This window comes from Rhodocaloribacter sp., assembly GCF_056451265.1.
Genome location: NZ_JBWOPL010000018.1, coordinates 52854 through 73763, shown reverse-complemented (window position 1 = coordinate 73763; position 20910 = coordinate 52854). Strand labels below are relative to the sequence as shown.

Here is a 20910-nt window from a genome sequence, read left to right as displayed (position 1 = left end):
AAGGGGGCAACGCCGGGACGGCCGCCGGCTCGCCCGCGCGTGTGCGGGAGAAGAGAGCTTATCAATCACCGCGCCGTCCCCGAGTACGGCTCGCCCGCGCGTGTGCGGGAGAAGATGGAGGCGTGGAGGTATAGCGCCGGTCCGATTTGATATGCGCCTCCGGAAGGCTTTTTTTCGATCCGTCTCGCAAACGATTTGCTCACGCGCCTGAGATGCTTATCTTTGCATTCCCCCTTCGTGTATGTTATTGTTTCCGGCGCGAGATTCTACGAATCCTGTCTGACGCACTTTTCCCGTTGCCCTTTATTACCCATTGAATCGCTCGGCATGCCGGACGGCCGGCGATCGACTGCCGAATCGGTGTGGTTCCGATTCTTTTCCTGATTATCGAGTGAGAAGTAAAGATGGGCTTTGTGGCTCCTCATGCGCATGGTGAGGGCTTGCCCGACAAACAGCGTCTTTTTTATCAGCTTCTGCGTCGAATTTTATCGTTGCAGACGGGGAGAGCAGAGGAGACGTTCGGGCAGGCGCTTCCCTGGATCGCGGAGACTTTCGAGGGGACGGCGGCGCTCGTCGGGCGCGTGGAGGGGGACGTCTATACGGTCGTGTATGGAGAGGCGCCGGGGCTCGGGCTTCGGCGGGGCGAGGCGGTTCCACTGGATGAGACGTATTGCGGCGAGACGATGCGGGCGGGCCGCGTCGTGGCGTCGACGGGCGGGGAGGGACCTCCCGCTGCCCGGCGCTTCGGGACGGCCGCCTACCTCGGCGCGCCGCTGGTGGTGAGCGGTCGCCCGTGGGGCGCCCTGAGCGTGTGGCGCGCCGGTCCACGCGCCGAGCCGTTCGACGAGGCGGATCGCGCGCTCATGGAGACGCTGGCCGCATGGGCCGGCGCAACGCTCGAACGGGAAGCCGAAGAGATCCGGCTGCGAGAGACGGAAACGCTGTTTCGCGGGCTCGTCGAGCAGTCGTTCACGGGCGTCTACGTGGTGCAGGACGGGCGCATCCGGTACGCCAACCCCCGACTGGCCGAGATCCTCGGCTATCCGCTCGAAGAACTCCGGGACGCCCCGATTTTCCCGATGGTCGTGGAGGAAGATCGACCCCTGGTTCGAGAGAATATCCGGCGGCGCCTCGACGGCGAACTCCCGGCGATGGGATATTCGTTCCGGATTCGGCGTGCGGACGGGGAGGTGCGGGACGTGAGGGTATACAGCCGGATCGCTGTCTACCGGGGCGCCCCGGCGCTCATCGGGACGTTGCTCGACGTCACCGAGCAGAAGGCGATGGAGGCGGGGTTGCGCGAGGGCGAGGCGCGCGTGCGGACGCTCCTCGCCGCCCTCCCCGACGTGCTGTTCCGTGTGGGCCGCGACGGCATCGTGCGCGACTACGTGGGACCGGGATCTCCCGACGCTTTCGTCGGCAAGCCTCTCGGCGAACGGCTGCCCGAGGCCGCGCGCGCTCCGGCCATGGCGGCGCTCGAAAAGGCGCTCGAAACCCGGACGCTTCAGACCTTCGAATACGCGCTCGGTCCCGACGGCGGCGGGTATTACGAAGCCCGGGTGGTCCCCGATCAGCCCGCCGCCGCGCTGGTCGTCGTTCGCGACATCTCCGATCGGAAGCGCGCCGAGGAGAAGCTCGAGCGCACCCGGCGGCTGAACCGGATGTTGCTCGAATCGACGCTCGACGGCTATATCCTGGCCGACGTCCGGGGCGAGATCATCGACGTGAACCCGGCCTATTGCCGGATGAGCGGGTACACGCGCGAGGAACTGACCGGGATGAACATCCGCGCGCTCGAAGCCGCACTCGACCCCGAGGCGGTCAAACGGCGCATCGAACGAATGCTGGCCGACGGGGGCGCGCGCTTTCAGACCCGTCACCGCCGCAAAGACGGAAGCCTCATCGATCTCGACGTGAGCATCGTGATCGTGCAGCCGGAGGAAGAGCCGCTCGTGGCCGCCTTCGTCCGCGACATCACGGAGTTCAAACGATCCGAGGCGGATCTTCAACAGAGCGAGACCCGCCTGCGGATGGCCCTCAACGCGGCGGGTGGCGGCGCGTTCTTCTGCGATATGGAGGCGGACGTCGTGCGATGGGATGAACGCTCGCAGGCCATCTTTGAGGTTTCACTGCCGGACGGCATCCTCGACTTCGACGTGTGGGCGGAGCGGCTCCACCCGGCCGACCGGGAAGAGGTGATCCGGGCCTATGACGAAGCGCTGGCAAAGGACGAGGGCTTCGAGATGCAGTACCGGATCATCCGTCCGGACGGAGAAACGCGATACATCTCCGTGCAGAGCATCATCGTGCGTGACGCCTCGGGCGCGCCGGTGCGGGTGTACGGCATGCACATCGACGTCACCGAGCAAAAGCGCGCCGAGCAAGAACGAGAGGCCCTCATCCGGGAACTGGAGCGGCGCAACGCCGAACTCGAACGTTTCACCTATACGGTCTCGCACGATCTCAAAAGCCCGCTCGTCACCATCCACGGGTTCCTCGGTATGCTCGAAAAGGACGTGGCCGCCGGAGCGAGCGATCGAGTGGCGCAGGATATCCGGCACATCGGACGGGCGGCCACGACGATGAAGGACCTGCTCAACGATTTGCTCGAACTCTCCCGTTCGGGCCGCCTCGTCCATCCCTCGGGGGTCGTGCCGATGAAAGAACTCGTGGAAGCGGCTCTGGAGCGCATCGGCGGCGAACTCGAAGCGCGAGGCGTGACGGTGAACGTGCCGGGCGATCTGCCGCCGCTCTTCGGAGATCGGGCGCGGCTCATCGAGGTGTTTCAGAACCTCCTCTCCAACGCTGTCAAGTTCATGGGCGATCAGCCCCATCCCCGCATCGAGATCGGGGGACAGATGGCGCCGGGCGAGACCCTCTGCTTCATCCGCGACAACGGCATCGGCATCGCCCCGGCGTATCACGAGAAGATCTTCGACCTCTTCGAACGGCTCAACGTAGACGTGGAGGGCACCGGCATCGGGCTGACGCTGGTCAAACGGATCATCGAACTGCACGGCGGGCGCGTGTGGGTTGCGTCCGAGGGGCCGGGTTCCGGCAGCACGTTTTGTTTTGCCCTTCCGGCGCGGGAACGCATCGAACCTTCCTGAGCAGCATGCGAGACGGTTCTTTCGGCCGTCGCGCGTTTTTCGATACGGTCGCTGGAGGCCTCCGAACTTTTTTGGGAGGCCGTGACCCTCTGGTTCGCCCGTTTGACGTTTATTCCATAGACGGCGGGAGCATCGGTGCGCTTCGTCCCTGCTTCCCGCGGTCAACTTCGTATCATTCACGCATCCCAACCCCCGGAAACCATGAGCACGCCCCCCGGCAACCTCGACCTGATCCGCGCCACCTATGCCGCTTTTGCCGCCGGAGACATCCCCACAGTGCTCGGCCTGATGGATGAGCAGATCGCGTGGGAAGAAGCGGAAGGCTTCCCGTACGGCGGCCTTTATCATGGCCCGGAAGCGGTGCTGAACAACGTGTTCATGAAGCTTGGGACGGAGTGGGAAGGCTATCAGGCGAAGGCCGAGGAGTTCATCGACGGGGGAGACGTGTGCGTGGTGCTGGGCACGTACAGCGGGACCTACCTCGCCACGGGCAAGCGTATGCAGGCGCCGTTCGCCCACGTGTGGAAGATGCGGGACGGGAAGGCGTATGCGTTCCGGCAGTACACCGACACGGCGCTCGTGCAACGCGCGCTGGAGGCCTGATCGGGCCGAAGCGCGGGCGGGTCGGTCGGGCGCGCGCAGCTCCGTCCGATTGTGGATGACAGACGGCTGTCAGGCCCGGGGCTTATTCTGGTGGAAAGGTATCGATTCACCAGAAAGGCGAGACCATGCATCAGCCCATCGATCTCAAACGGCTCCAGGATTTTTTCGACCCCTCGGATATCGGCTGGAAGCCCATCGCGCGCTCTAAAAAGACGGGCAAAGCGCTCGTAGCCGCCTACGTGAGCAACCGCGCCATCATGGACCGCCTCGACGCCGTGTGCGGGCCCGGGAACTGGCGCAACGAGTTCACCGCCGGACCGAACGGGGGGCTGCTGTGCGGCCTCTCGATCCGCATCGTGCGCGAGGACGGATCGGCGGAGTGGGTGACGAAGTGGGACGGCGCGGAGAACACGGACGTGGAACCGGTCAAGGGCGGCCTCTCGTCGAGCATGCGCCGGGCGGCGGTTCAGTGGGGCATTGGAAGATATCTGTACGAATTGCCCTCGCCGTGGGTCGCCGTCGATGAGCGGGGCCGCATCGCGCACACGCCGCCGGTCCCGCGCCGCTTCCTCCCGAAACGCTCCGGCGACGGAGCCGCCTCGGAGACGCCGCCCGCTCCCCAACCTGCCGCTCCGAACCGGCGGAAACGCTCCGCCGCGAAGGATAACGCCGCCGGAAAACCCTCCCCAACCACCCCCCGCGATCCGGACGCGGACCGGTATTTCATGCCGGGGTGAAATACGCACGCCTGGCGCCGACATTCAGGCGGCTAACGGCCTTTTTGGATCGCCCTGAGATACTGCGTATTACGTAATGAGAATGGTTTTACGTAATGCGAAATGCGCGGCGGTTAAAAAAGCTCGTGTGTGGCCTTGTGTGTCCGGTCGTTTCTAGGAGTCGGCTTTCTTTGGCATGAGATACCACAGGACAAAAGCTACTAAAAACAAGGCTGGAATGTCACCCATGAGGTTTGCTTTCTCCGTATCATCAGAGAGCGCCTGAACGAGCATGATGCCGGCATGTACAAGGCTCGACCAAATCGTAAACCAGATGAGACTGGCATGAGCCAGAGGGTTTTTTGCGGCTCGAATCAAAAATATTCCCAACGTGATGTACATGCCCATGATCATCTGCTCATATTCGGGCTGTGCCGGCGTCCATCCCCAACCTGAGGGCCAGACCCACATCATCATGAGCGGAACTCCAATGATAAAGACAATGCCAAATACATAAAGGCTAATTTTCAGATATTTAAGCCTGTCGTCTTGCTTCATTGAGTAGTTCTCTTGTGGGTTCGGGAGTCTGCAGTGTTGAAGAAAGAGCCAATTTTTTTTGTGAAGATAGGTAAGTAGAGTATGGGGCGCAACTGTTTGTCCTCGTCAGCCCAGTTCGTTTGCCATTGACCGAAAAACGGAACTTACCCCTGCGAGAGATACGCTGAATAGTGCCATTGGTCATGCGCCCGTCGAGGGGAGGATCTCCCATGTTTTCATGAGTCGCCTTCCGATCAATCCTCCCCCTTGTCAAGGGGGAGTCCACCGGAGGAGGGAGGGGGTATTTGATGGTCCGAACGCAGGGAATCAGGCGCTACCCCTTCGGGGCCACCTCCCCTTCACAAGGGGAGGATCTCCCATGCTTTCATGAGCCGTCTCCGATTCCTCTGCCGTCCGGAAGCCGAGGCAAACGCCGGCGGAAAGCCCTCCCCAGCCACCCCCGCGACCCGGACGCGGCCCGGTATTTCATGCCGGGGTGAGAGGGGGAAGTGCGGGGGACGGGGGCGCTTCAGCCCAGCACGTTTGCCACCCAGAAGCCGAGGAACGTGCCGACGGCATAGCCGAGGGAGCCGACGAGGACGCCGGGGAGCACGAGGTCCTCGCGCCCGAGGCTGCGGGCGAGCGCCAGCGCCGAGGTGCCGCCGCCCACGTTCGCCTGCGAGGCTACGGCGGCAATGTCGGGGTCGATCTTCAGCAGCCATGCCGCGCCGAAGGTGAGCAGCCCGTGCACGCCGACGGCGACGGTGGCGAAGAGGAGGAGCATCACGCCGAGGTGTTCGAGCTCGCGGAGCGCCGCCACGTCGCAGAAAGCGCCGATGACGGCGAGGAAAAGATAGACGGCGAACATCCCGAGCACGCGCACGCCCTTGAGGCGTCCGACGGCGGGGATCTGCGCGAGGATCAGGGCGATGACCGTCAGGATGAGGGCCGACGGGATCGGCGCGAGCCACTCGGCGAGCCAGTCCGAGAGCCACACCGCGAAGAGCCCGAGCATGAGCACGAGGCCGAGGTCGATGGGATGGAGCGTCTCGGTGTCCTCCTCGATGCCGAGGATGATCTCGCCCCGCATCGCCACGGCCTCGGCCACGGCGTTCTTCCGCCGCCAGATCGGCGTGAGCAGGCGCGGGATGGCGAGCGTCGCCACCATCCACACCGTGGTGATGATGTTGTCCACGACGATGGAGCCGCCATAGAGGACGCCGTCACGGATCACGTCGTATTGGAGGGCGATGGTGTTGAAGTTGACGCTCCCGCCGGTGTACGTAGCGGTGAACATGCCGCCGACGGCGTTGAAGAGCGGGCCGATGGTCTCCGCCCCGTCGATGACCCACATCCCGACGAGCACGCCCGCCGCCGTCCCCACCGAGCCGAGGAGGAAGAGGCCGATCATGGGCAGCCCGGCCTTGAGCACGTCCCGCAGGTTGACCGGGAGGAGGAGCCAGAAGATGGCGAGCGGGGCCACGTATCCGAAGATGCCGTCGTATACGGGCACGGGCGCCTCGGCGGTCGATCCGGCGGGGAGGAGGCCGACGTTTGCGGCCACGGCCGTCATGAGGATGACGAGGAGCGCCGTGCCGATGTGCTTGAGGAAGGTGCGCCGCACGAGCCACTCCGAAGCGACGACGATCAGGCACAGCATGCCGAGGAGGTACAGCGGATCGAGGGGCATGAAGACGGGGGAGAGGGGAAAGGGGGAAGGGGGAAGGGAAAAGGGGTCAACCGCCGTCCGTGTCCGGTGCGCGGCGGTCGAGCGTGGGCGTGAGCACCCGGCCGGGGAGGGCTCCCGTGCGCGCGCCGCGATCGACGACGAAGACGCCGCCGACAAGCACGTGCACGACGCCCTCGGCATACCGGTGCGGCGCGAAGGGCGTGGCGCGGTCGCGGAGGCGGTCGAGGTCGAGCACGGCGACGTCGGCATGGAAGCCCTCACGGATCTGACCCCGGCGGCGAAGGCCGAGGATCTGCGCGGGGAGTGAGGTGGCGGAGCGGACGGCGTCGGCGACGGTGAGCACGCCGCGTTCGAGCGCATACCGCCGCAGCTTGCGCGGGAACGTGCCGTAATACCGGGGATGCACGGGACCGTCGCCGGGGAGCGCGATGCCGGCGTCGGACACGGTGGCCACCCACGGCCGACCGGCATAGGCCTCCACGTCGATCTCCGACATCGAGAAGCCGCGCAGCCGCGCGCCGCCGGGCCGCTCCGGGTCGCCCTCCAGCTGAAGCGCGAAGGCCATCTCGACGGGCGTCACGCCGCGCGCCTCGGCGAGCGCGGCGAGGCTCTTTCCGACGTACGACGTGTCCGGGTATTCGAAGACGACGATGCGCTCGGCTCCGCCGCGCCGCCGGATCTCGTGGGCGACGTCGCGGCGGAGGTCGGCGGCGCGGGCAGCGTCGGCGAGGGTGCGCCGGAGCCGGGCGGCATAGTCGGGCGCGTCGCCGTCGGCGGTGTCGCTGCGATCCCACCGGTCTTCGCCGAAGGCCCATCCGGGGATGAGCACGGTGGCGCCGTCGGTGCCGCTCGTGGCGTACGGATACTGATCGCCCCAGACGGAGACGCCGCGTGCGCGTGCTCGTTCGATGAGCTGGATGACGGCGCGGCTCGTGCCCCAGTAGTGTGCGCCTTTGGCCTTGAGGTGCGAGGCGACGACCGTCGCGCCCGTCCGCTCGCCGATCTCGATGGTTTCGAGGACGGCGTCGATGAGCGTGGGCGGGCCGGGTGCGTGGCGGGACGGCCAGAACCACATCGGGTCGGCGCCCTCGCTGCGCTGATGCGAGACGTACACGCCGCCGAAGGGCGCGATCTCCTCGACGAGCGCGACGACCTCGTCGGTGACGCTCCACCGGCCCGGCGTGTATTCGAGGCCGGCGGAGAGGCCGGCGGCGCCTTCCTCCATGGCCTGCCGCACGAGGCGTCGCATGGCGGTCACCTCCCCGGCATCGGCGGCGCGGCGATAGTCCGCTCCCATCACCATGCGGCGGACCGTGCCGTGCCCGGCCAGGAGCACGGCGTTCGGGCCGATGCCCTTACGCTCGATCGCGGCGCGCTGCTCGCGGATGGGCCACGGCGAACGCCCGTCCTGGTTGACGACGACCGTCGTGATGCCCTGTGAGACGAGGTTCGGCGCGGCGCGGCGGTGCGGGTCTTCGCTCCGGAAGCCGCCGGTTCGTCCGGCGCCGTCGTCGGCGTGCGAGTGGAGGTCGATGAAGCCGGGGACGACGACGAGGCCGCGCGCGTCGATCACCCGCGCAGCCGTTGCGCCGTCGAGCTCGCCCACCGCCGCGATGCGCCCGTCGCGGATGCCGACGTCGGCGTAGAACCACGGATTGCCCGTGCCGTCGAGCACCCGCCCGCCGGTGATGAGCACGTCGAAGGGTTCGGAAGACTGGGCGGAGAGGGGAAGCGGTGCGGCGAAGCCGAGGGCCGCGAGAAAAAGCAGGAAAAGACCGATGCGTCGCATAGACTAAGGAGGACGGGAGGAGAAAGAGGCGAAACAGTATCGCTAAAAATGCGACCACGTTCAAATGCCCTCGCTTCCCGGACGGCGCCTCCCTGTTCGTTTCGTTCCCCATCTCCCCGGATGAAACCCGAAAGGCGTCGCCGAAGCGCAGAACTTTTTGTAACGTCTTTTCGTAGAGCATCACTCAATCCCCACACGTGACCCGAATCTTCCGACCGCCATGCGCGCACTCCTGACCCTGACCTGCGCTTGTCCTTGCGCGATGTGTTGTTGTCCCGACCCGAGGGACGGCCATGCGCCGACGATGCGACACGGAAGGAGGAGATAGCATTCCCGGTCGCAGACTCACACGCAGAGCGTCGCCCCTCACGGTTTTCCGCGAGGGGCTTTTTTTATCCACCAGAGCCTGAAGGGATGGAACTCGTGCCCCCTGAAATACAGACGACCCCGCTCACGGAGCCGCTCTCCGGTCTGCTTCGCCGGATCGGGGGGACGCCGCTCGTGCGGCTGACGCGCCTCGCCGGGGGGCTGCCGGAGACGGTGGCCGTCTATGCGAAGGCCGAACACCTCAACCCCGGCGGCTCGGTCAAGGACCGCGCCGCGCTCGCCATGATCCGGGCAGGGCTGCGCTCGGGCGCGCTCGCCGACGGCAAGACGCTCATCGACGCCACGAGCGGCAACACGGGCATCGCCTATGCCATGATCGGCGCGGCGCTCGGCTTCCCGGTGACGCTTGCCATGCCCGCGAACGCCTCCGGGGAACGCCGGAAGATGCTCGAGACCTACGGCGCCGAACTGATCCTCACCGATCCGATGGAAGGGACCGACGGCGCGCAACACTTCGTCCGGGCCCGCGTGGCCCACGATCCCGACCGGTATTTCTACCCCGATCAGTACAACAACAACGCGAACTGGCGGGCGCACTTCGACGGCACCGGCGTCGAGATCCTCGATCAGACCGGCGGCGGCGTCACGCACTTCGTCGCCGGGCTGGGCACGACGGGCACGTTCACCGGCGTCGCGCGGCGGCTCAAGGCGTTCGACCCGTCGATCCGGTGTCTCTCGGTGCAGCCGGGCACGCCGCTCCACGGCATCGAAGGTCTCAAGCACATGGAGACGGCCCTCGTGCCGGGCATCTACGACCCTGCGCTCGCCGACGCCGCCCTGACCGTCGAGACGGAGGAGGCGTACGAGACGACGCGGCGGCTGGCGCGCGAGGAGGGTCTCCTCGTGGGCGTCTCGTCCGGGGCGAACGTGGCGGCGGCGCTCCGCGTGGCCCGCTCGCTCGCGGCGGGTGTGGTCGTGACCATCCTGTGCGACGCCGGCACGCGGTACCTGAGCGATCCTTTCTGGAACCCGACCCGATGAACCCATGCGCACTCGAACCGACGTCCTCGACGCCATCCGCGCCCACGGAGCGGAAACGTATCCCGAAGAATGCTGCGGCTTTTTGCTCGGCACGGTCACGCCCGGAGGCAACCGCGTCGCGGCGATCCGGCGCGTGCCGAACCGCCGGGCACACCACCGCGAGCGCCGGTACGTCATCACGCCGCCGGATTATCTCGCCGCCGAGCGGGAGGCCCGCGCGCGCGGGCTTGACGTCGTGGGCATCTATCACTCGCACCCGGACCATCCGGCACGCCCCTCGGCCACCGACCTGGCCGAGGCGACCTTCCCGGGCTATACGTACGTCATCGTCGCCGTCCGCGAGGGACGGGCGGAGGAACTGACGGCGTGGACGCTCGCCCCCGACCGCGCCCGCTTCGAGCCGGAGCCCGTCGTGGCCGAGGACGGCGTGAACGCGTGAGCGAGCGTCCCTTTTCCTCATCCGCATCCCTGTCATCCGAACCCAACCCTGAGCACAACCATGAGCACGACGCAAACCCTTACCCGCATCCACATCCCGACCCCGCTCCGTGCCTATACGCATCGAGAGGCGACCGTGGCCGTGGCGGGGGCGACCGTAGGCGAGGCGCTCGACGATCTCGTCGCCCGGTATCCGGAGTTGAAACGCCACCTTTTCGACGACGAGGGGCGCCTCCGCTCGTTCGTCAACGTGTATGTGAGGGACGAGGACATCCGGTATCTCGAAGGCGACCGCACGCCCCTCGGCGCGGGCGACGAGCTTTCGATCGTGCCCTCGATCGCCGGAGGGTGAGGCGCGCGAACGAAGCGCGTCGCATCGTCGTACACCCTGCAAGCCACGGAGGAACCGTCATGGACATCCACACCGCCGCCCCCGGCGTGGCGCTCTCGCCCGAAGAGATACGCCGGTACAGCCGTCACCTCATCCTGCCCGACGTGGGGCTGGAGGGACAACGCAAACTCAAGGCGGCCTCGGTGCTGCTCATCGGCGCGGGCGGCCTCGGCTCGCCCCTGGCGATGTACCTCGCCGCCGCCGGAGTGGGCCGCCTCGGCCTCGTCGACTTCGACGTCGTCGATGCGTCGAACCTTCAGCGGCAGGTGCTTCACGGCACGAGCGACGTGGGCCGGCCCAAGCTCGACTCGGCCCGCGACCGCCTCCGCGAGCTCAACCCGCACGTGCACGTGGAGACGTACGAGACGCGCCTGACGAGCGAGAACGCGCGCGAGCTCGTGGCCGAGTACGACCTCGTAGCCGACGGGACGGACAATTTCCCGACGCGCTATCTCGTCAACGACGCCGCGGTGCTCACGGGCACGCCGAACGTGTACGGCTCCATCTTTCGTTTCGAGGGGCAGGCCTCCGTTTTCGGCGCGCCGGAGGGGCCATGCTATCGCTGCCTCTATCCGGAGCCGCCGCCGCCGGGGCTGGTGCCCTCGTGCGCCGAGGGCGGGGTGCTCGGCGTCCTGCCGGGCATCGTCGGCGCGCTTCAGGCGACGGAGGTCGTCAAGTGGATCACAGGCATCGGCGAGCCGCTCGTCGGACGCCTCCTCCTCTTCGACGCGCTCGCCATGACGTTTCGCACCCTCAAGGTGCGTCGGGATCCGAACTGCCCCGTCTGCGGCGATCACCCGACGGTCACCGACCTGATCGACTACGAAGCGTTTTGCGGCATCCCGCAGGCGCGGGCGGAGGAGGCCCGGGCGGAGGCCGTCCCCGAGATCGATGTGCGCGCGCTCAAGGCCCGCCTCGACCGGGGCGAAGCCCCCTTCCTCCTCGACGTGCGCGAGCCGCACGAGTACGCCATCGCCCACCTCGGCGCGCCGCTCATCCCCCTCGGCGTCCTCGCTGAACGCCTCGACGAACTCGAAGCGCATCGCGACGCGGAGATCGTCGTGTATTGCCGCTCCGGCGTGCGCTCGGCTCGCGCCGTGCGGCTGCTTCGCGCGCGCGGCTTCACCGGCGCGGTCAATCTGAAGGGCGGCATCCTCGCCTGGAGCGACGCCATCGACCCGACCGTGCCGAAGTACTGAGCGGGAGGCGCACAAAAAAAGCCCGGCCTGAAGAGACCGGGCTTTTGGACAGGTGGCGATGGGGAGAGGCGCGTCCGTCAGCCGCACGCGCCTTCGGCGAGAAACCAGCACTGCGTCAGCGGCGAGGTCTTGAAGAAGTCGAGCAGGAGGCTGCCCACTTTTTCTTCGCCGGACGGGCTGGGGTGGACGCCGTCTTCCTCGAAGTCCTCGCGCAGCCACGTCAGTCCGTCCGAGCGCGGGTTCACGCCGTCGGCCCAGAGGTACGGTCCCCAGGCGATCCACGGCGCGACGGTCTCGTAGTTGAGGTCGCCCGTCAACGGGTCGATGAGAGCGCCTTCCTGCGCCATCTCGTTGATCTGCGCTTCGATGAGCCATTTGATGGCGAAGCCGACCTCGTAAGCGAAGGGCTCGGGATTGTGGCGGGTGATCGAATAGCCCCCGTAGGTGCGGCTGGAGATGAAGACCTGCTTCAGGTTGGGATAGCGTGTCCGGAAAGCGCGCAGGATGTTGCCCAGCCGCCGTTCCAGCCGGTAGGCGTCGGCATTGCGCCGGGGCAGCCTCGTCGTCGGGCCGCCGTTGACGACCTTGAGCCAGATCACCTCCACCTGCCGCTCGGTCAGGCCGAGGGGCGTCAGGTGGTCGTCCCGGACGCGGTCATAGTTTTCATCGTCGGGCCATTCCCAGTCGTCGGCGTCCTGCCCGCCTTTGGCGCCGTTGACGATGACGAGGTGCTCCGTGTCCACGTCCGGATCGGCGGCGGCCTGGCCCATGAACGTCCACGGGTCACATTCGACGAGCTGATCCGTGCGCGAACACCATTCCTGCGTGGTGTTCGAGAGGCCGATGGAGAGGAGGGCGTACTTGCCGTCGGGGGCGGGGTTGCCGTCGGTGTCGAGCGGCTCCACGGCGACGGCGCGGCTCAGCCCCTCGCTTTCGTGGGGCGCCGGCATCACGTTCACGCCGCCGGGGTAGAGGCCGCCCTCGAAGCCGAGGTAATTGTCGCCGGCTTGCATGTCGATCAACGGAATGGGGGTCCGGCTCCGCAGGCCCTGCGCCGGTGAGGTCGTCATGAGAGGGGCGTCCGTCGCCGTGAAGTCGGCTTTCACCAGACCGCTGCTTCCGGTGTCGCAGCCGGTGAGCATGAGGACGACGAGAAAGAGTGAGACGGGGGTGAGGACGAGGAAACGGCGGGCGATGAGGGGTAGAAGGTACGGCATGAGGCCTCCCTGGGGATGAGCTGTGGATGGATAACGGAGGGGGAGGCGAACCGATGGAAGGGCCGCCGCGCCCCCTCTCGTTATCGACGAACGGGGGAGGCATACTTATGGGCAGCAAGCCCGGTCATCGATGGGATTTTCCCCCATCCCCGCGGAGGAGAGGTAGGCAGACCATGAAAAAGGCCGCGACGGCGTGAACCGACGCGGCCTTCTCGTTTAGCGGAGCGGTGATTTTGGAGGCAGCGCTGCGCTATTTCAGGAAGGTCATGGTTTGCGTCCACAGGAACGATCCGGCCCGCAGGCGGGAGGCTCTCGGAGCGCGAAAGACAACAGAGAAGCACGTGAGCCGGGCTTTATGCCCACACCGGCGATCGAAGTCTGTCGGTGGGGCGGCCGCCCGAAGGGTCGGAGACGCGTCTGAGGGCTAGTTTTTCGGGAGGAGGACGGCGCTGAGGATGAGCGCGCCGTCGGCATTGAAGACCTCCACGAGGTCGCCTTCGAGCATGGTGGGGATGACGTCGCGGCGGGAGTCGAGGTTGAGGTCTGCGAAGCCGCCGACGATCTCGAGGACCTCGCGCAAGAGCTCGACGCCGTCGCGGGAGACGACGACTTCCCCCGACCCGTCGACGGATACATCTTCGACTTCGGTGCTGAAGCGGGCGCGGTCGCGGTCGGTGCGGGCTTCGTACTTGCCTTTGCCGGAGGCGAGCGGGTCGGCGTCGGTGGCGTTCAACCTGGCCTCCAGCCGTACGCGCTCGGCGGCTCCGGAGACGGGGGCCTGCGCCGTCACGGTGTGTACCGCCGACTGCGAAACGACGAACGCATCTACTTCAGCGGCGTCGGCGCTTCGTTCCGGGCCTGTCAGAGGATCGGCGCAGCCGGTTGCTGCGAGCAACGTGAGAAGAACGAACGGGAGAGCGAGAGGGTGTGTGCGGTGTTTCATGGCTTACCTCACGGGGATGGATGAAGGGGAAACACAGGCTTGCCGGCAGACGCATCAGGTCTGCTCGCCGGGTCCTATGACAATCCCCATGCCGGGATCAGCGTGTGTCCATAGATTTTCGAAATGGCCCGGGAAACGCCCTTGAAAAGCTAAAAAAATGAATATTTTGGGAGGGCCGCAGGGGAGGAGAGAAATCCCGTGTGCAGGACGGGGCCGCCTCTGCGCATGGATTGCGCAGCGCCGGGAGGAGGGCCTGTGCGGTCATCTGGGAACGGCGCATCGTCCGTCGTTCCTTCAAGCGGGAAGAAACCTGCCGGGTCCGGTCGTTCAGAAGCGGAGGCGCAGAGAGAGGCGGGGGTGCGCCGTGAATGGATCGGCCGTGATCCGCAGGCGGCGGTCTTCGGGGGGAGGGGCCCGGAAGAGGAGTGCGTCGAAGTAGCTGTAGGCCCAGAGGAGGGCGGTCGCCAGCGCCAGGTTGTTGCGAACCTTGTGCCACCTGTTAAAGGTGTTGTAGCGCGCCAGGGCGAGGTCGGGGTCGCCGGCGGCAAGGTACGCGTCGCGGGTCTGGCGGCGGCGGATGTGCGCCGCCACGGTCCCGGCAGCGGCGGCGCTCCACAGGCCGGTCAGGATCCACCCCTTGGTCTTTTCCCCCTTGTACTGCTGGCCCCACCCCGGCAGCAGGAGCGAGCGCATGGCTGCCGCCGCCCGGGGGTCCTCGACGCGCACGTATCGGATGGCGGCGGCGGGGTCCTCTTCCGGCGTCGCGCGTTGCCGGCTCCGTTTGATCTCGTCGAAGAAGGTGAGGATCTTCGGAGAGACGAGGAGCGGATCGAGCTCCAGGTCGGGGTTGAGGGTCAGCGCCGACAAAAACTGGGCGCGCGCTTCCGCCTCCCGGTTGTCGGAGAAGGCGATGAGCGCGAGCAAGGTATGGATCTCGACGAGTTGATCGACGGTGAAGTCGGTGTACGTGGCGAGGGCCTCATGCGCCTTCGCCTCGGCCTCCGCATAATCCAGCCGTTCGTAGGCCTGCCGGATCTCATCGACCACCGTCGCGCGTGTCTGCTGCGCGTGGGCGGGAAGGGCCGACGACGCCATGCACAAGACCAGGACCGTTATCCCAAAGGCGCGCATACCGTTATCGGATGAGGGTCATGGTTCTGGTGATCTGTCGCGCGCCGTGTTCGACCCGATACAGATACAGCCCGCTGGCGAGGGGGCGCCCGTCTTCGGCGCGTCCGTTCCATATCACCTCATGCCGCCCGGGCGGCAGGGGCCGGTGCGTCAATGTAGCCACGCGCCGGCCCTGTATGTCGAAGACGCTCAGACGGACCGGGCCGCGCTCGCCGAAAGGCACCTCGAAGGCGATGCGCGTCGTGCCGGCGAAAGGGTTGGGGTAGTTCTGCGCGAGCGCGAGCGCCGCGGGGGGCTCTTCTTCCGGAGTCACGCCCACGATGCTGCCGCGCGTGAGCATGACCGAGAAGGCCGGGCCGGACGTCTCTGCCGCTCCGTCGGAGGCGACGACGCGGTGGAAAAACGTGGCCGTCTCGTGGAGCCCGACGCCCTGCGCCGTCAGGAGCGCCGCCACGACGCCCATGTCGACCTCGGCCTGGGTGGCCGCCCCGGCGTTCTCCCGGTGGAGCACCTCGTCGAAGCCGGGTGAGGCCGCCAACTCCCACGTATATGCGACCGCGTCGCCTTCGGGATCTTCGACGGGCGTCCACGCGATGAGCAGCGGATCCCCCGGGTTGCCTTCGATGAGGAGGTCGGCGCCGTCCTCGGGCGTCGTCAGTTCCGGCGGTGCGGGCGCGTCGTTGACGGGGGCGACGGTGACGGTGACCGTGGCCGTGGCCGCGCCTCCGAAGCCGTCCTCGACGGTGTACGTGAAGGCATCCTCTCCGAAGAAGTCCTTTGCCGGGGTGTATCGGAGGCGCGTTCCGTTCTCGAGGATTTCCGCCGTCCCGTTCGCGGGGGGCGTCACGGCGGTGATCGTGAGCGCGTCGCCGTCGGGGTCGGTGTCGTTGGCGAGCGGGTCGATCTCGACGGCGGCGTCCTCGTCCGTGGCGGCGTCGTCGTCCGAAGCGGAAGGCGCGCTGTTCGTGGCGGTCACGGTGAGGGTGAAGCTCTGATCGACGGAGACGAGGCCGTCGGAGAGGCGGAGCACGACGGGGTGATCGCCGACGTCGGTGGGGGTTCCTTCGAGCGCGGCGGTTCCGTCGCCGTGGTCGGTGAGGGTGAGCCAGTCCGGTCGTGTGGGGGCGGTGATCGTGAGCGCGTCGCCGTCGGGGTCGGCGGCGGACACGGCGTACGTGTATGCTTCGCCCTGAACGGGGCCCGTCACCGGCGCGCTCGTGAAGGCCGGCGCGTCGATGACGGGGGCGACGGTGACGGTGACCGTGGCCGTGGCCGTGGCCGCACCGTCGCTGACGGTATAGAGGAACGTGTCCTCGCCGAAGAAATCCGCCTCCGGGGTGTATTGCAGGCTCTCGCCGTCGGTCTGAGTGACGACGCCGTGGGCAGGTTGGGTGAAACTGCTGATCGTGAGCGCGTCGCCGTCGGGGTCGCTGTCGTTGACGAGCACGTTGATGGTGACGGCGGCGTCCTCGTTCGTGGCGGCGGCGTCGTCCGAAGCGGAAGGCGCGCTGTTGCCGCCGAGCACCTCCACGGAGGCGAGCACGTTGCCGGCGTCGTCCCGTCCTCCGAAGACGTAGAGGGAGCCGCCCACGGTCACCGCCGCGAAGCCTTCGCGCTCCGTGTTGAGGGGCGTGGCCGTGCGCCACGCATCGGCGTTCGGGTCATATGCGTTGACCGTGGGTACGACCCGGTTGGCGGCGCTTCGTCCTCCCAGGGCATAGATCTCGCCCCCGAGGGCGGCGGCTGCGAGCCCGCCACGGGGCGGATCGAGCGAAGCTCCGAGCGTTTCGATGCCGTTCGGGTCATAACGCTGCACGGGGCCGCGCGGGCCGGACGTGGAGAAGCCGCCGACGGTGTAGGCGACGCCGCCGAGCGTCACCGTGGCGTGTGAGGCACGCGGCACGTCCAACGCCCAGTTGTCTTCTTCACTCCAGAGCCCGGACGTCGTGTCCAGACGCTCCACGTCGTTGAGGATCTGCGCGTTCTCGTTCGACCCGCCGACCACGTAGATCGTCCCATCCAGCAGAGTCGCCGACGCCCCTTCCCGCTTCTCTTCCAACTCGGCGGCGGAGGTCCACAGGCCGGTGTCGGGATCGTAGACCTGCACGTCGTCTTTGACGTCGCCGTCCTTGTCGCGCCCGCCGAGGACGTAGATGTCTCCTCCGAAGACGACGGCGGCGGCATTGAATCGCTCGTCGTCCATGCGGGGGAGGGTTTCCCAGGTGTCGGTGTCGGGGTCGTAGCGTTCCACCACGTCGAGCACGGCGCCGTTTTCGGCCTGCCCGCCGAGGACGTACACCTTGCCGTCGAGGACGACGGCGGCGACGCCCCAGCGCGGTGTGGGCATGGGCGTGCGGAACGTCCAGCTTTGCGCCGACGCCCCCGGGCCCCACCCCGCCGTCGCGATGAGCAAGAGTGTGAGAAAGATCCCTGGTCTGTTTCGCATTGTTACGGATTTACCTACTGCTGCGCAAATCATGCGCTAGATGAGGCCTTTCGACCTCTTTCATAGAGCTTATGTCAATCACCGTTCCACTTTCCGAAGTCTGCCGCCGTTTCATGGGACGTATGCCTCCCGCATGTTGTATCGAAGGGTCTCCACGGTCCCGGCCGTCACCCGGATCGTATCCTGAAGCATGCCGAGTTGGGGGTGTTCGAGCCGCAAGACATGCGGGCCGGGCGCGAGGAGGAGCGGCTGATCGAGCGGGGTGGCGTCGCGGTACACGTCGTCGACGTAGACGTGCGCCCAGGGGTTGACCTGAAGCGTGATCTGCCCGACGTGGTCCCAGAACGAGAACGCGAGGTCGGCGGCTTCGCCGGGGAGGACCTCCACGGAGCGGGTGAATGAAAGCGACGCGGGAAAGCGAGGATTGCGGAACGCGATCTCGTGGGGGCCGGGAGGGAGTGTGAGGGGCTCTCGCAAGGGCGTCGTGCCGATGGAGTCGCCGTCGACGAACACGACGGCCCACGGCGAAGCCGAGACGCGGAGGCTGCCGGGGCGCGTGTCCTCCGTTTGGACGGCGAGGGTGGAAGAGTCGGTTGGTGCGGGTGCGGCGGCGGTGGCCGTGCGGAGGGTGTCGGGCGCCGGCGAGGGGTCGGCGGGGGCTTCGTCGGAGGGTGGTTCGGCGGCTTCGAGGCGGGGTGAGGCGTCCGCTTCGTCGGTCGTTTCGGGCGTGCGCGCCGCCAGACGGGTTGGCCCGGCCGTCGAAGCCCCGGCGGGCGGGTCGGTCGCGCCTCGGTCCCCCATCCACACGACGCCGGAATAGCCGAGGCTTACCGCGAGCAGGCCGGCGAGCGCGAGGCCGAGGCGTCGGCGCGTGCGCGCCGGTCGGGCGATGTCGTCGGGCCCGGCGGTATTGCGGTCGGTCGGCGGGGAGGCGATCCGTGCGGCAGGGGTGCGGGGCAGGCGCCTCCGGTACGTCTCGGGGTCCCGGAGGAAAGCGGCGAGCTCCTCTGCGCCCTCCGCATAGCCGTATGCACGGCAGAGGGCCTCGAGGTCGTCGAGGAGCGCGTCGGTGTCGGCATACCGCTCTTCGGGCTTTTTAGCGAGGAGCCTGCGGCAGAGCGCGCGCACGCCGTCGGGGAGGTGAGGACCTTCGAGGAAAGGGGTGGGGTCGTGGTGGAGGACGGCGTCGAAGAGGGCGCTGGCGTCCGGGCCGGAGAAGGCGGGCCGCCCGGCGAGCAGTTCGAAGAACGTCGCGCCGAGGGAGAAGAGGTCGGAGGCCCGGCAAGGGGTCGCGCCGAGCACCTGTTCGGGGGCCAGGTAGGCGAGCGTGCCGCGCACCTCCTCGGGGGGCGCCTCGTCGTCGGGGACGGAGAGCGAGGCCATGCCGAAGTCGGCAAGCTTGACGCGGCCCTCGTGCGAGACGAGGATGTTGGCGGGCTTGATGTCTCGGTGGAGCACGCCCGTCTCGTGCGCGGCGCGGAGGCCCTGCGCGGCCTCGTGGAGCACGTAGACCGCCAGGGCTACCGGCAGCGGTCCGCCGGCGCTCAACTCCGAGAGGTTGAGCCCGTCGACGAACTCGGCTGCGAGGTAGGCTACGCCCCCGTCGCGTCCGTATTCGTAGATCGCCACCACGTTGGGATGCCGCACCCGGGCCAGGAGCCGCGCCTCGTCTTCGAAACGCCGGACCAGCTCCTCATCCTGCCCATGAGGCGGGCGCAACACTTTCAGCAGGACGAACCGGCCCTGCGCGCGCTGATAGCCCTTGTAGACGATCGTGGTGGCGCTCTGAGCCAGTTCCGCAAAAGGTTGGATGCCGTTTATTGGTCCGGCGATTCCCATTCTTTCAGCTTGTAGTGAAGCCAGCGCCGCGACACCCCGAGCACGCGCGCCGTCTCGGAGATGTTGCCTTCGTGGGCCTTCAACGTTTGAAGCACGGCGCGTTGTTCGATTTCCTTGAGCGTCAGGCCCGGCTCGAACGGGTCGGCGGCGATCGGCTCGGGCAGGCGGAGGTCCTCCCGCCGAATGAACGTTCCCCGGGCTAGTACGACGGCGCGCTCGATCGTGTTTTCGAGCTCGCGCACATTGCCGGGCCAGGCGTACGACTGAAGCAACTCCAGCGCTTCCGGCGCGAAGCCCTTGATGTAGTCGCGTTTCCCGCGCGCATACTTGTCGAGGAAGTGGTGGGCGAGCAGGGGGATGTCGTTTCGGCGGAGCCGGAGGGGGGGCATCGTGATGGTGAGCGTGTTGAGCCGGTAATACAGATCTTCGCGGAAGTCCCCCGATTGGATGAGTTCCTTGAGCGATTTGTTCGTTGCCGAGAGCACGCGCACGTCCACGCGCCGGATCTGCGTGTCGCCCACGCGCTTGATCTCGCCGGACTGCAGCACGCGCAGGAGCACCGTTTGCATGCGGGGGCTGAGGTCGCCCACCTCGTCGAGGAAGATGGTGCCTCCGTCGGCGACCTCGAAGAGGCCGCGCTTGTCCGAGACGGCGCCGGTGAACGCCCCGCGTTTGTGGCCGAAGAGTTCGCTTTCGAGGAGGTCGTCGGGGAGCGATCCGCAGAAGACGGCCACGAACGGCTTGTTTTTGCGCTCGCCGTTGTAGTGGATGGCGCGGGCGGCGAGCTCCTTCCCGGTGCCGCTCTCGCCTTCGATGAGCACGGTCGCGTCGGTGTCGAGCACGCGCGATATGGTCTCGAAGACCTCGCGCATGGGGCGGCTCTGCCCGATGATCTCGTCGAAGCCGTGGAGGCGTTGCACCTCGCTGCGCAGGCGGCGGTTCTCCTCGCGGAGGGTCTGGTAGAGCCGGGCGTTTTCGAGCGCGATGGCGGCCTGGTTGGCGAAGGCGTGGAGGAACGGCAGGCTCGCCCGCGTGAAGCGCCCGCGCTTGGTCAGGCTGTCGAGGTAGATCGCGCCGATCTGCCGGTTCTTGATGCGCAGGGGCACGCAGGCGATCGACTGGATCTGTTGCACGACGATGCTCTCGGTCTCTCGGTACCGCTCATCCTTCAGCGCTTCGAAGACGAGGATCGGCTCGCCGGTGTGGAGCACCTCGTGCACGACGCTCGTCGAGATGCGGACGAGCGCGCCGAGTTGCTCCTCCGTCACGTTGCGGCTGCTCTTGACCTCGAAGCCCTCCGGGCGATCCCGCGCCGTCAGGAGCACGAAGCCGCGTTCGGCGTCGAGCGTCTCCATGGCTATCGCCAGCACTTTCTCCAGCAGAACGTCCGGATCCTGGATCGTGTTGATCGTCAGGCCGATCTCGGAGAGGGCCTCGAAGGTGGTCTGCGAGGCGTCGTGGGTAGGCTCGGATGCGTTCATACGTGATCAGGG

At 67.2% G+C, this 20910-nt stretch carries 16 protein-coding genes; 7 read left to right on the top strand and 9 right to left on the bottom strand.

Annotated elements, in window-relative coordinates; all coding sequences use genetic code 11:
• Window positions 1-491: 491 nt before the first annotated feature.
• From AC1HIY_RS02015 to AC1HIY_RS02005, 3 genes are all read left to right on the top strand, one after another.
• Entirely contained in the window at window positions 492-3110 is a 2619-nt protein-coding gene (locus tag AC1HIY_RS02015; RefSeq protein ID WP_479575028.1) for a PAS domain S-box protein, read from the top strand.
• 201 nt (window positions 3111-3311) lie between these two features.
• Window positions 3312-3713 carry a nuclear transport factor 2 family protein gene (locus AC1HIY_RS02010; protein WP_479575027.1) on the top strand — a complete coding sequence of 134 codons (402 nt, stop codon included), beginning with the start codon at window positions 3312-3314 and terminating at the stop codon, window positions 3711-3713.
• Between the two features lie 137 nt (window positions 3714-3850).
• Window positions 3851-4450: a Rad52/Rad22 family DNA repair protein gene (locus tag AC1HIY_RS02005; protein WP_479575038.1), complete on the top strand. Its 600-nt coding sequence runs from the start codon at window positions 3851-3853 to the stop codon at window positions 4448-4450.
• A 153-nt stretch (window positions 4451-4603) separates the two neighbouring features.
• Here the strand turns inward: AC1HIY_RS02005 and AC1HIY_RS02000 are convergent, their stop codons facing one another.
• The 3 genes from AC1HIY_RS02000 to AC1HIY_RS01990 all read right to left on the bottom strand — a co-directional run bounded on the left by AC1HIY_RS02000 (window position 4604) and on the right by AC1HIY_RS01990 (window position 8445).
• A complete protein-coding gene (locus AC1HIY_RS02000; RefSeq protein WP_479575026.1) occupies window positions 4604-4987 on the bottom strand; it encodes a DUF6632 domain-containing protein in 384 nt (127 codons plus the stop codon).
• Between the two features lie 508 nt (window positions 4988-5495).
• Window positions 5496-6656, bottom strand: coding sequence for a DUF819 family protein (locus AC1HIY_RS01995; RefSeq protein WP_479575025.1), 1161 nt, complete (start codon window positions 6654-6656; stop codon window positions 5496-5498).
• A gap of 46 nt (window positions 6657-6702) precedes the next feature.
• Window positions 6703-8445, bottom strand: a complete 1743-nt coding sequence (locus tag AC1HIY_RS01990; protein WP_479575024.1) for an N-acyl-D-amino-acid deacylase family protein — start codon at window positions 8443-8445, stop codon at window positions 6703-6705.
• 414 nt (window positions 8446-8859) lie between these two features.
• Between AC1HIY_RS01990 and AC1HIY_RS01985 the strand changes: the two genes are divergently transcribed.
• From AC1HIY_RS01985 to moeB, 4 genes are read left to right on the top strand one after another with little or no spacing between them, the layout of a single operon-like run.
• Window positions 8860-9813 (top strand): PLP-dependent cysteine synthase family protein, encoded by a 954-nt coding sequence (locus AC1HIY_RS01985; RefSeq protein WP_479575023.1) that lies wholly within the window; start codon window positions 8860-8862, stop codon window positions 9811-9813.
• A gap of 4 nt (window positions 9814-9817) precedes the next feature.
• Complete coding sequence (locus AC1HIY_RS01980; RefSeq protein ID WP_479575022.1) at window positions 9818-10252, top strand: M67 family metallopeptidase; 435 nt, start codon at window positions 9818-9820, stop codon at window positions 10250-10252.
• Window positions 10253-10312: 60 nt separating this feature from the next.
• A complete protein-coding gene (locus AC1HIY_RS01975) occupies window positions 10313-10603 on the top strand; it encodes a ubiquitin-like small modifier protein 1 (protein WP_479575021.1) in 291 nt (96 codons plus the stop codon).
• Between the two features lie 59 nt (window positions 10604-10662).
• The gene (gene moeB / locus AC1HIY_RS01970; RefSeq protein WP_479575020.1) at window positions 10663-11841 is read left to right on the top strand and encodes a molybdopterin-synthase adenylyltransferase MoeB; all 1179 of its coding nucleotides are present in this window, start codon (window positions 10663-10665) and stop codon (window positions 11839-11841) included.
• Window positions 11842-11918: 77 nt separating this feature from the next.
• Here the strand turns inward: moeB and AC1HIY_RS01965 are convergent, their stop codons facing one another.
• The 6 genes from AC1HIY_RS01965 to AC1HIY_RS01940 all read right to left on the bottom strand — a co-directional run bounded on the left by AC1HIY_RS01965 (window position 11919) and on the right by AC1HIY_RS01940 (window position 20898).
• Entirely contained in the window at window positions 11919-13058 is a 1140-nt protein-coding gene (locus AC1HIY_RS01965) for a hypothetical protein (RefSeq protein WP_479575019.1), read from the bottom strand.
• Between the two features lie 424 nt (window positions 13059-13482).
• Window positions 13483-14001 carry a hypothetical protein gene (locus AC1HIY_RS01960; protein WP_479575018.1) on the bottom strand — a complete coding sequence of 173 codons (519 nt, stop codon included), beginning with the start codon at window positions 13999-14001 and terminating at the stop codon, window positions 13483-13485.
• A gap of 327 nt (window positions 14002-14328) precedes the next feature.
• Complete coding sequence (locus tag AC1HIY_RS01955; RefSeq protein WP_479575017.1) at window positions 14329-15096, bottom strand: DUF5683 domain-containing protein; 768 nt, start codon at window positions 15094-15096, stop codon at window positions 14329-14331.
• Window positions 15097-15136: 40 nt separating this feature from the next.
• Complete coding sequence (locus AC1HIY_RS01950) at window positions 15137-17479, bottom strand: Ig-like domain-containing protein (RefSeq protein ID WP_479575016.1); 2343 nt, start codon at window positions 17477-17479, stop codon at window positions 15137-15139.
• A 210-nt stretch (window positions 17480-17689) separates the two neighbouring features.
• Window positions 17690-19417: a protein kinase domain-containing protein gene (locus AC1HIY_RS01945; protein WP_479575015.1), complete on the bottom strand. Its 1728-nt coding sequence runs from the start codon at window positions 19415-19417 to the stop codon at window positions 17690-17692.
• On the bottom strand, window positions 19396-20898 hold the full coding sequence (locus AC1HIY_RS01940) for a sigma-54 interaction domain-containing protein (protein ID WP_479575014.1): 1503 nt from the start codon (window positions 20896-20898) through the stop codon (window positions 19396-19398). The genes AC1HIY_RS01945 and AC1HIY_RS01940 overlap by 22 nt, the downstream gene beginning before the upstream one ends.
• Window positions 20899-20910 lie beyond the last annotated feature (12 nt).

What these genes read in the sequence shown, in the direction of transcription:
- AC1HIY_RS02010 (WP_479575027.1), top strand. Translation starts at nt 3,312, where the DNA reads ATGAGCACGCCCCCCGGCAACCTCGACCTGATCCGCGCCACCTATGCC.
- AC1HIY_RS02000 (WP_479575026.1), bottom strand. Translation starts at nt 4,987, where the DNA reads ATGAAGCAAGACGACAGGCTTAAATATCTGAAAATTAGCCTTTATGTA.
- AC1HIY_RS01995 (WP_479575025.1), bottom strand. Translation starts at nt 6,656, where the DNA reads ATGCCCCTCGATCCGCTGTACCTCCTCGGCATGCTGTGCCTGATCGTC.
- AC1HIY_RS01990 (WP_479575024.1), bottom strand. Translation starts at nt 8,445, where the DNA reads ATGCGACGCATCGGTCTTTTCCTGCTTTTTCTCGCGGCCCTCGGCTTC.
- AC1HIY_RS01985 (WP_479575023.1), top strand. Translation starts at nt 8,860, where the DNA reads ATGGAACTCGTGCCCCCTGAAATACAGACGACCCCGCTCACGGAGCCG.
- AC1HIY_RS01980 (WP_479575022.1), top strand. Translation starts at nt 9,818, where the DNA reads ATGCGCACTCGAACCGACGTCCTCGACGCCATCCGCGCCCACGGAGCG.
- AC1HIY_RS01975 (WP_479575021.1), top strand. Translation starts at nt 10,313, where the DNA reads ATGAGCACGACGCAAACCCTTACCCGCATCCACATCCCGACCCCGCTC.
- moeB (WP_479575020.1), top strand. Translation starts at nt 10,663, where the DNA reads ATGGACATCCACACCGCCGCCCCCGGCGTGGCGCTCTCGCCCGAAGAG.
- AC1HIY_RS01965 (WP_479575019.1), bottom strand. Translation starts at nt 13,058, where the DNA reads ATGCCGTACCTTCTACCCCTCATCGCCCGCCGTTTCCTCGTCCTCACC.
- AC1HIY_RS01960 (WP_479575018.1), bottom strand. Translation starts at nt 14,001, where the DNA reads ATGAAACACCGCACACACCCTCTCGCTCTCCCGTTCGTTCTTCTCACG.
- AC1HIY_RS01955 (WP_479575017.1), bottom strand. Translation starts at nt 15,096, where the DNA reads ATGGCGTCGTCGGCCCTTCCCGCCCACGCGCAGCAGACACGCGCGACG.
- AC1HIY_RS01950 (WP_479575016.1), bottom strand. Translation starts at nt 17,479, where the DNA reads ATGCCCACACCGCGCTGGGGCGTCGCCGCCGTCGTCCTCGACGGCAAG.
- AC1HIY_RS01945 (WP_479575015.1), bottom strand. Translation starts at nt 19,417, where the DNA reads ATGGGAATCGCCGGACCAATAAACGGCATCCAACCTTTTGCGGAACTG.
- AC1HIY_RS01940 (WP_479575014.1), bottom strand. Translation starts at nt 20,898, where the DNA reads ATGAACGCATCCGAGCCTACCCACGACGCCTCGCAGACCACCTTCGAG.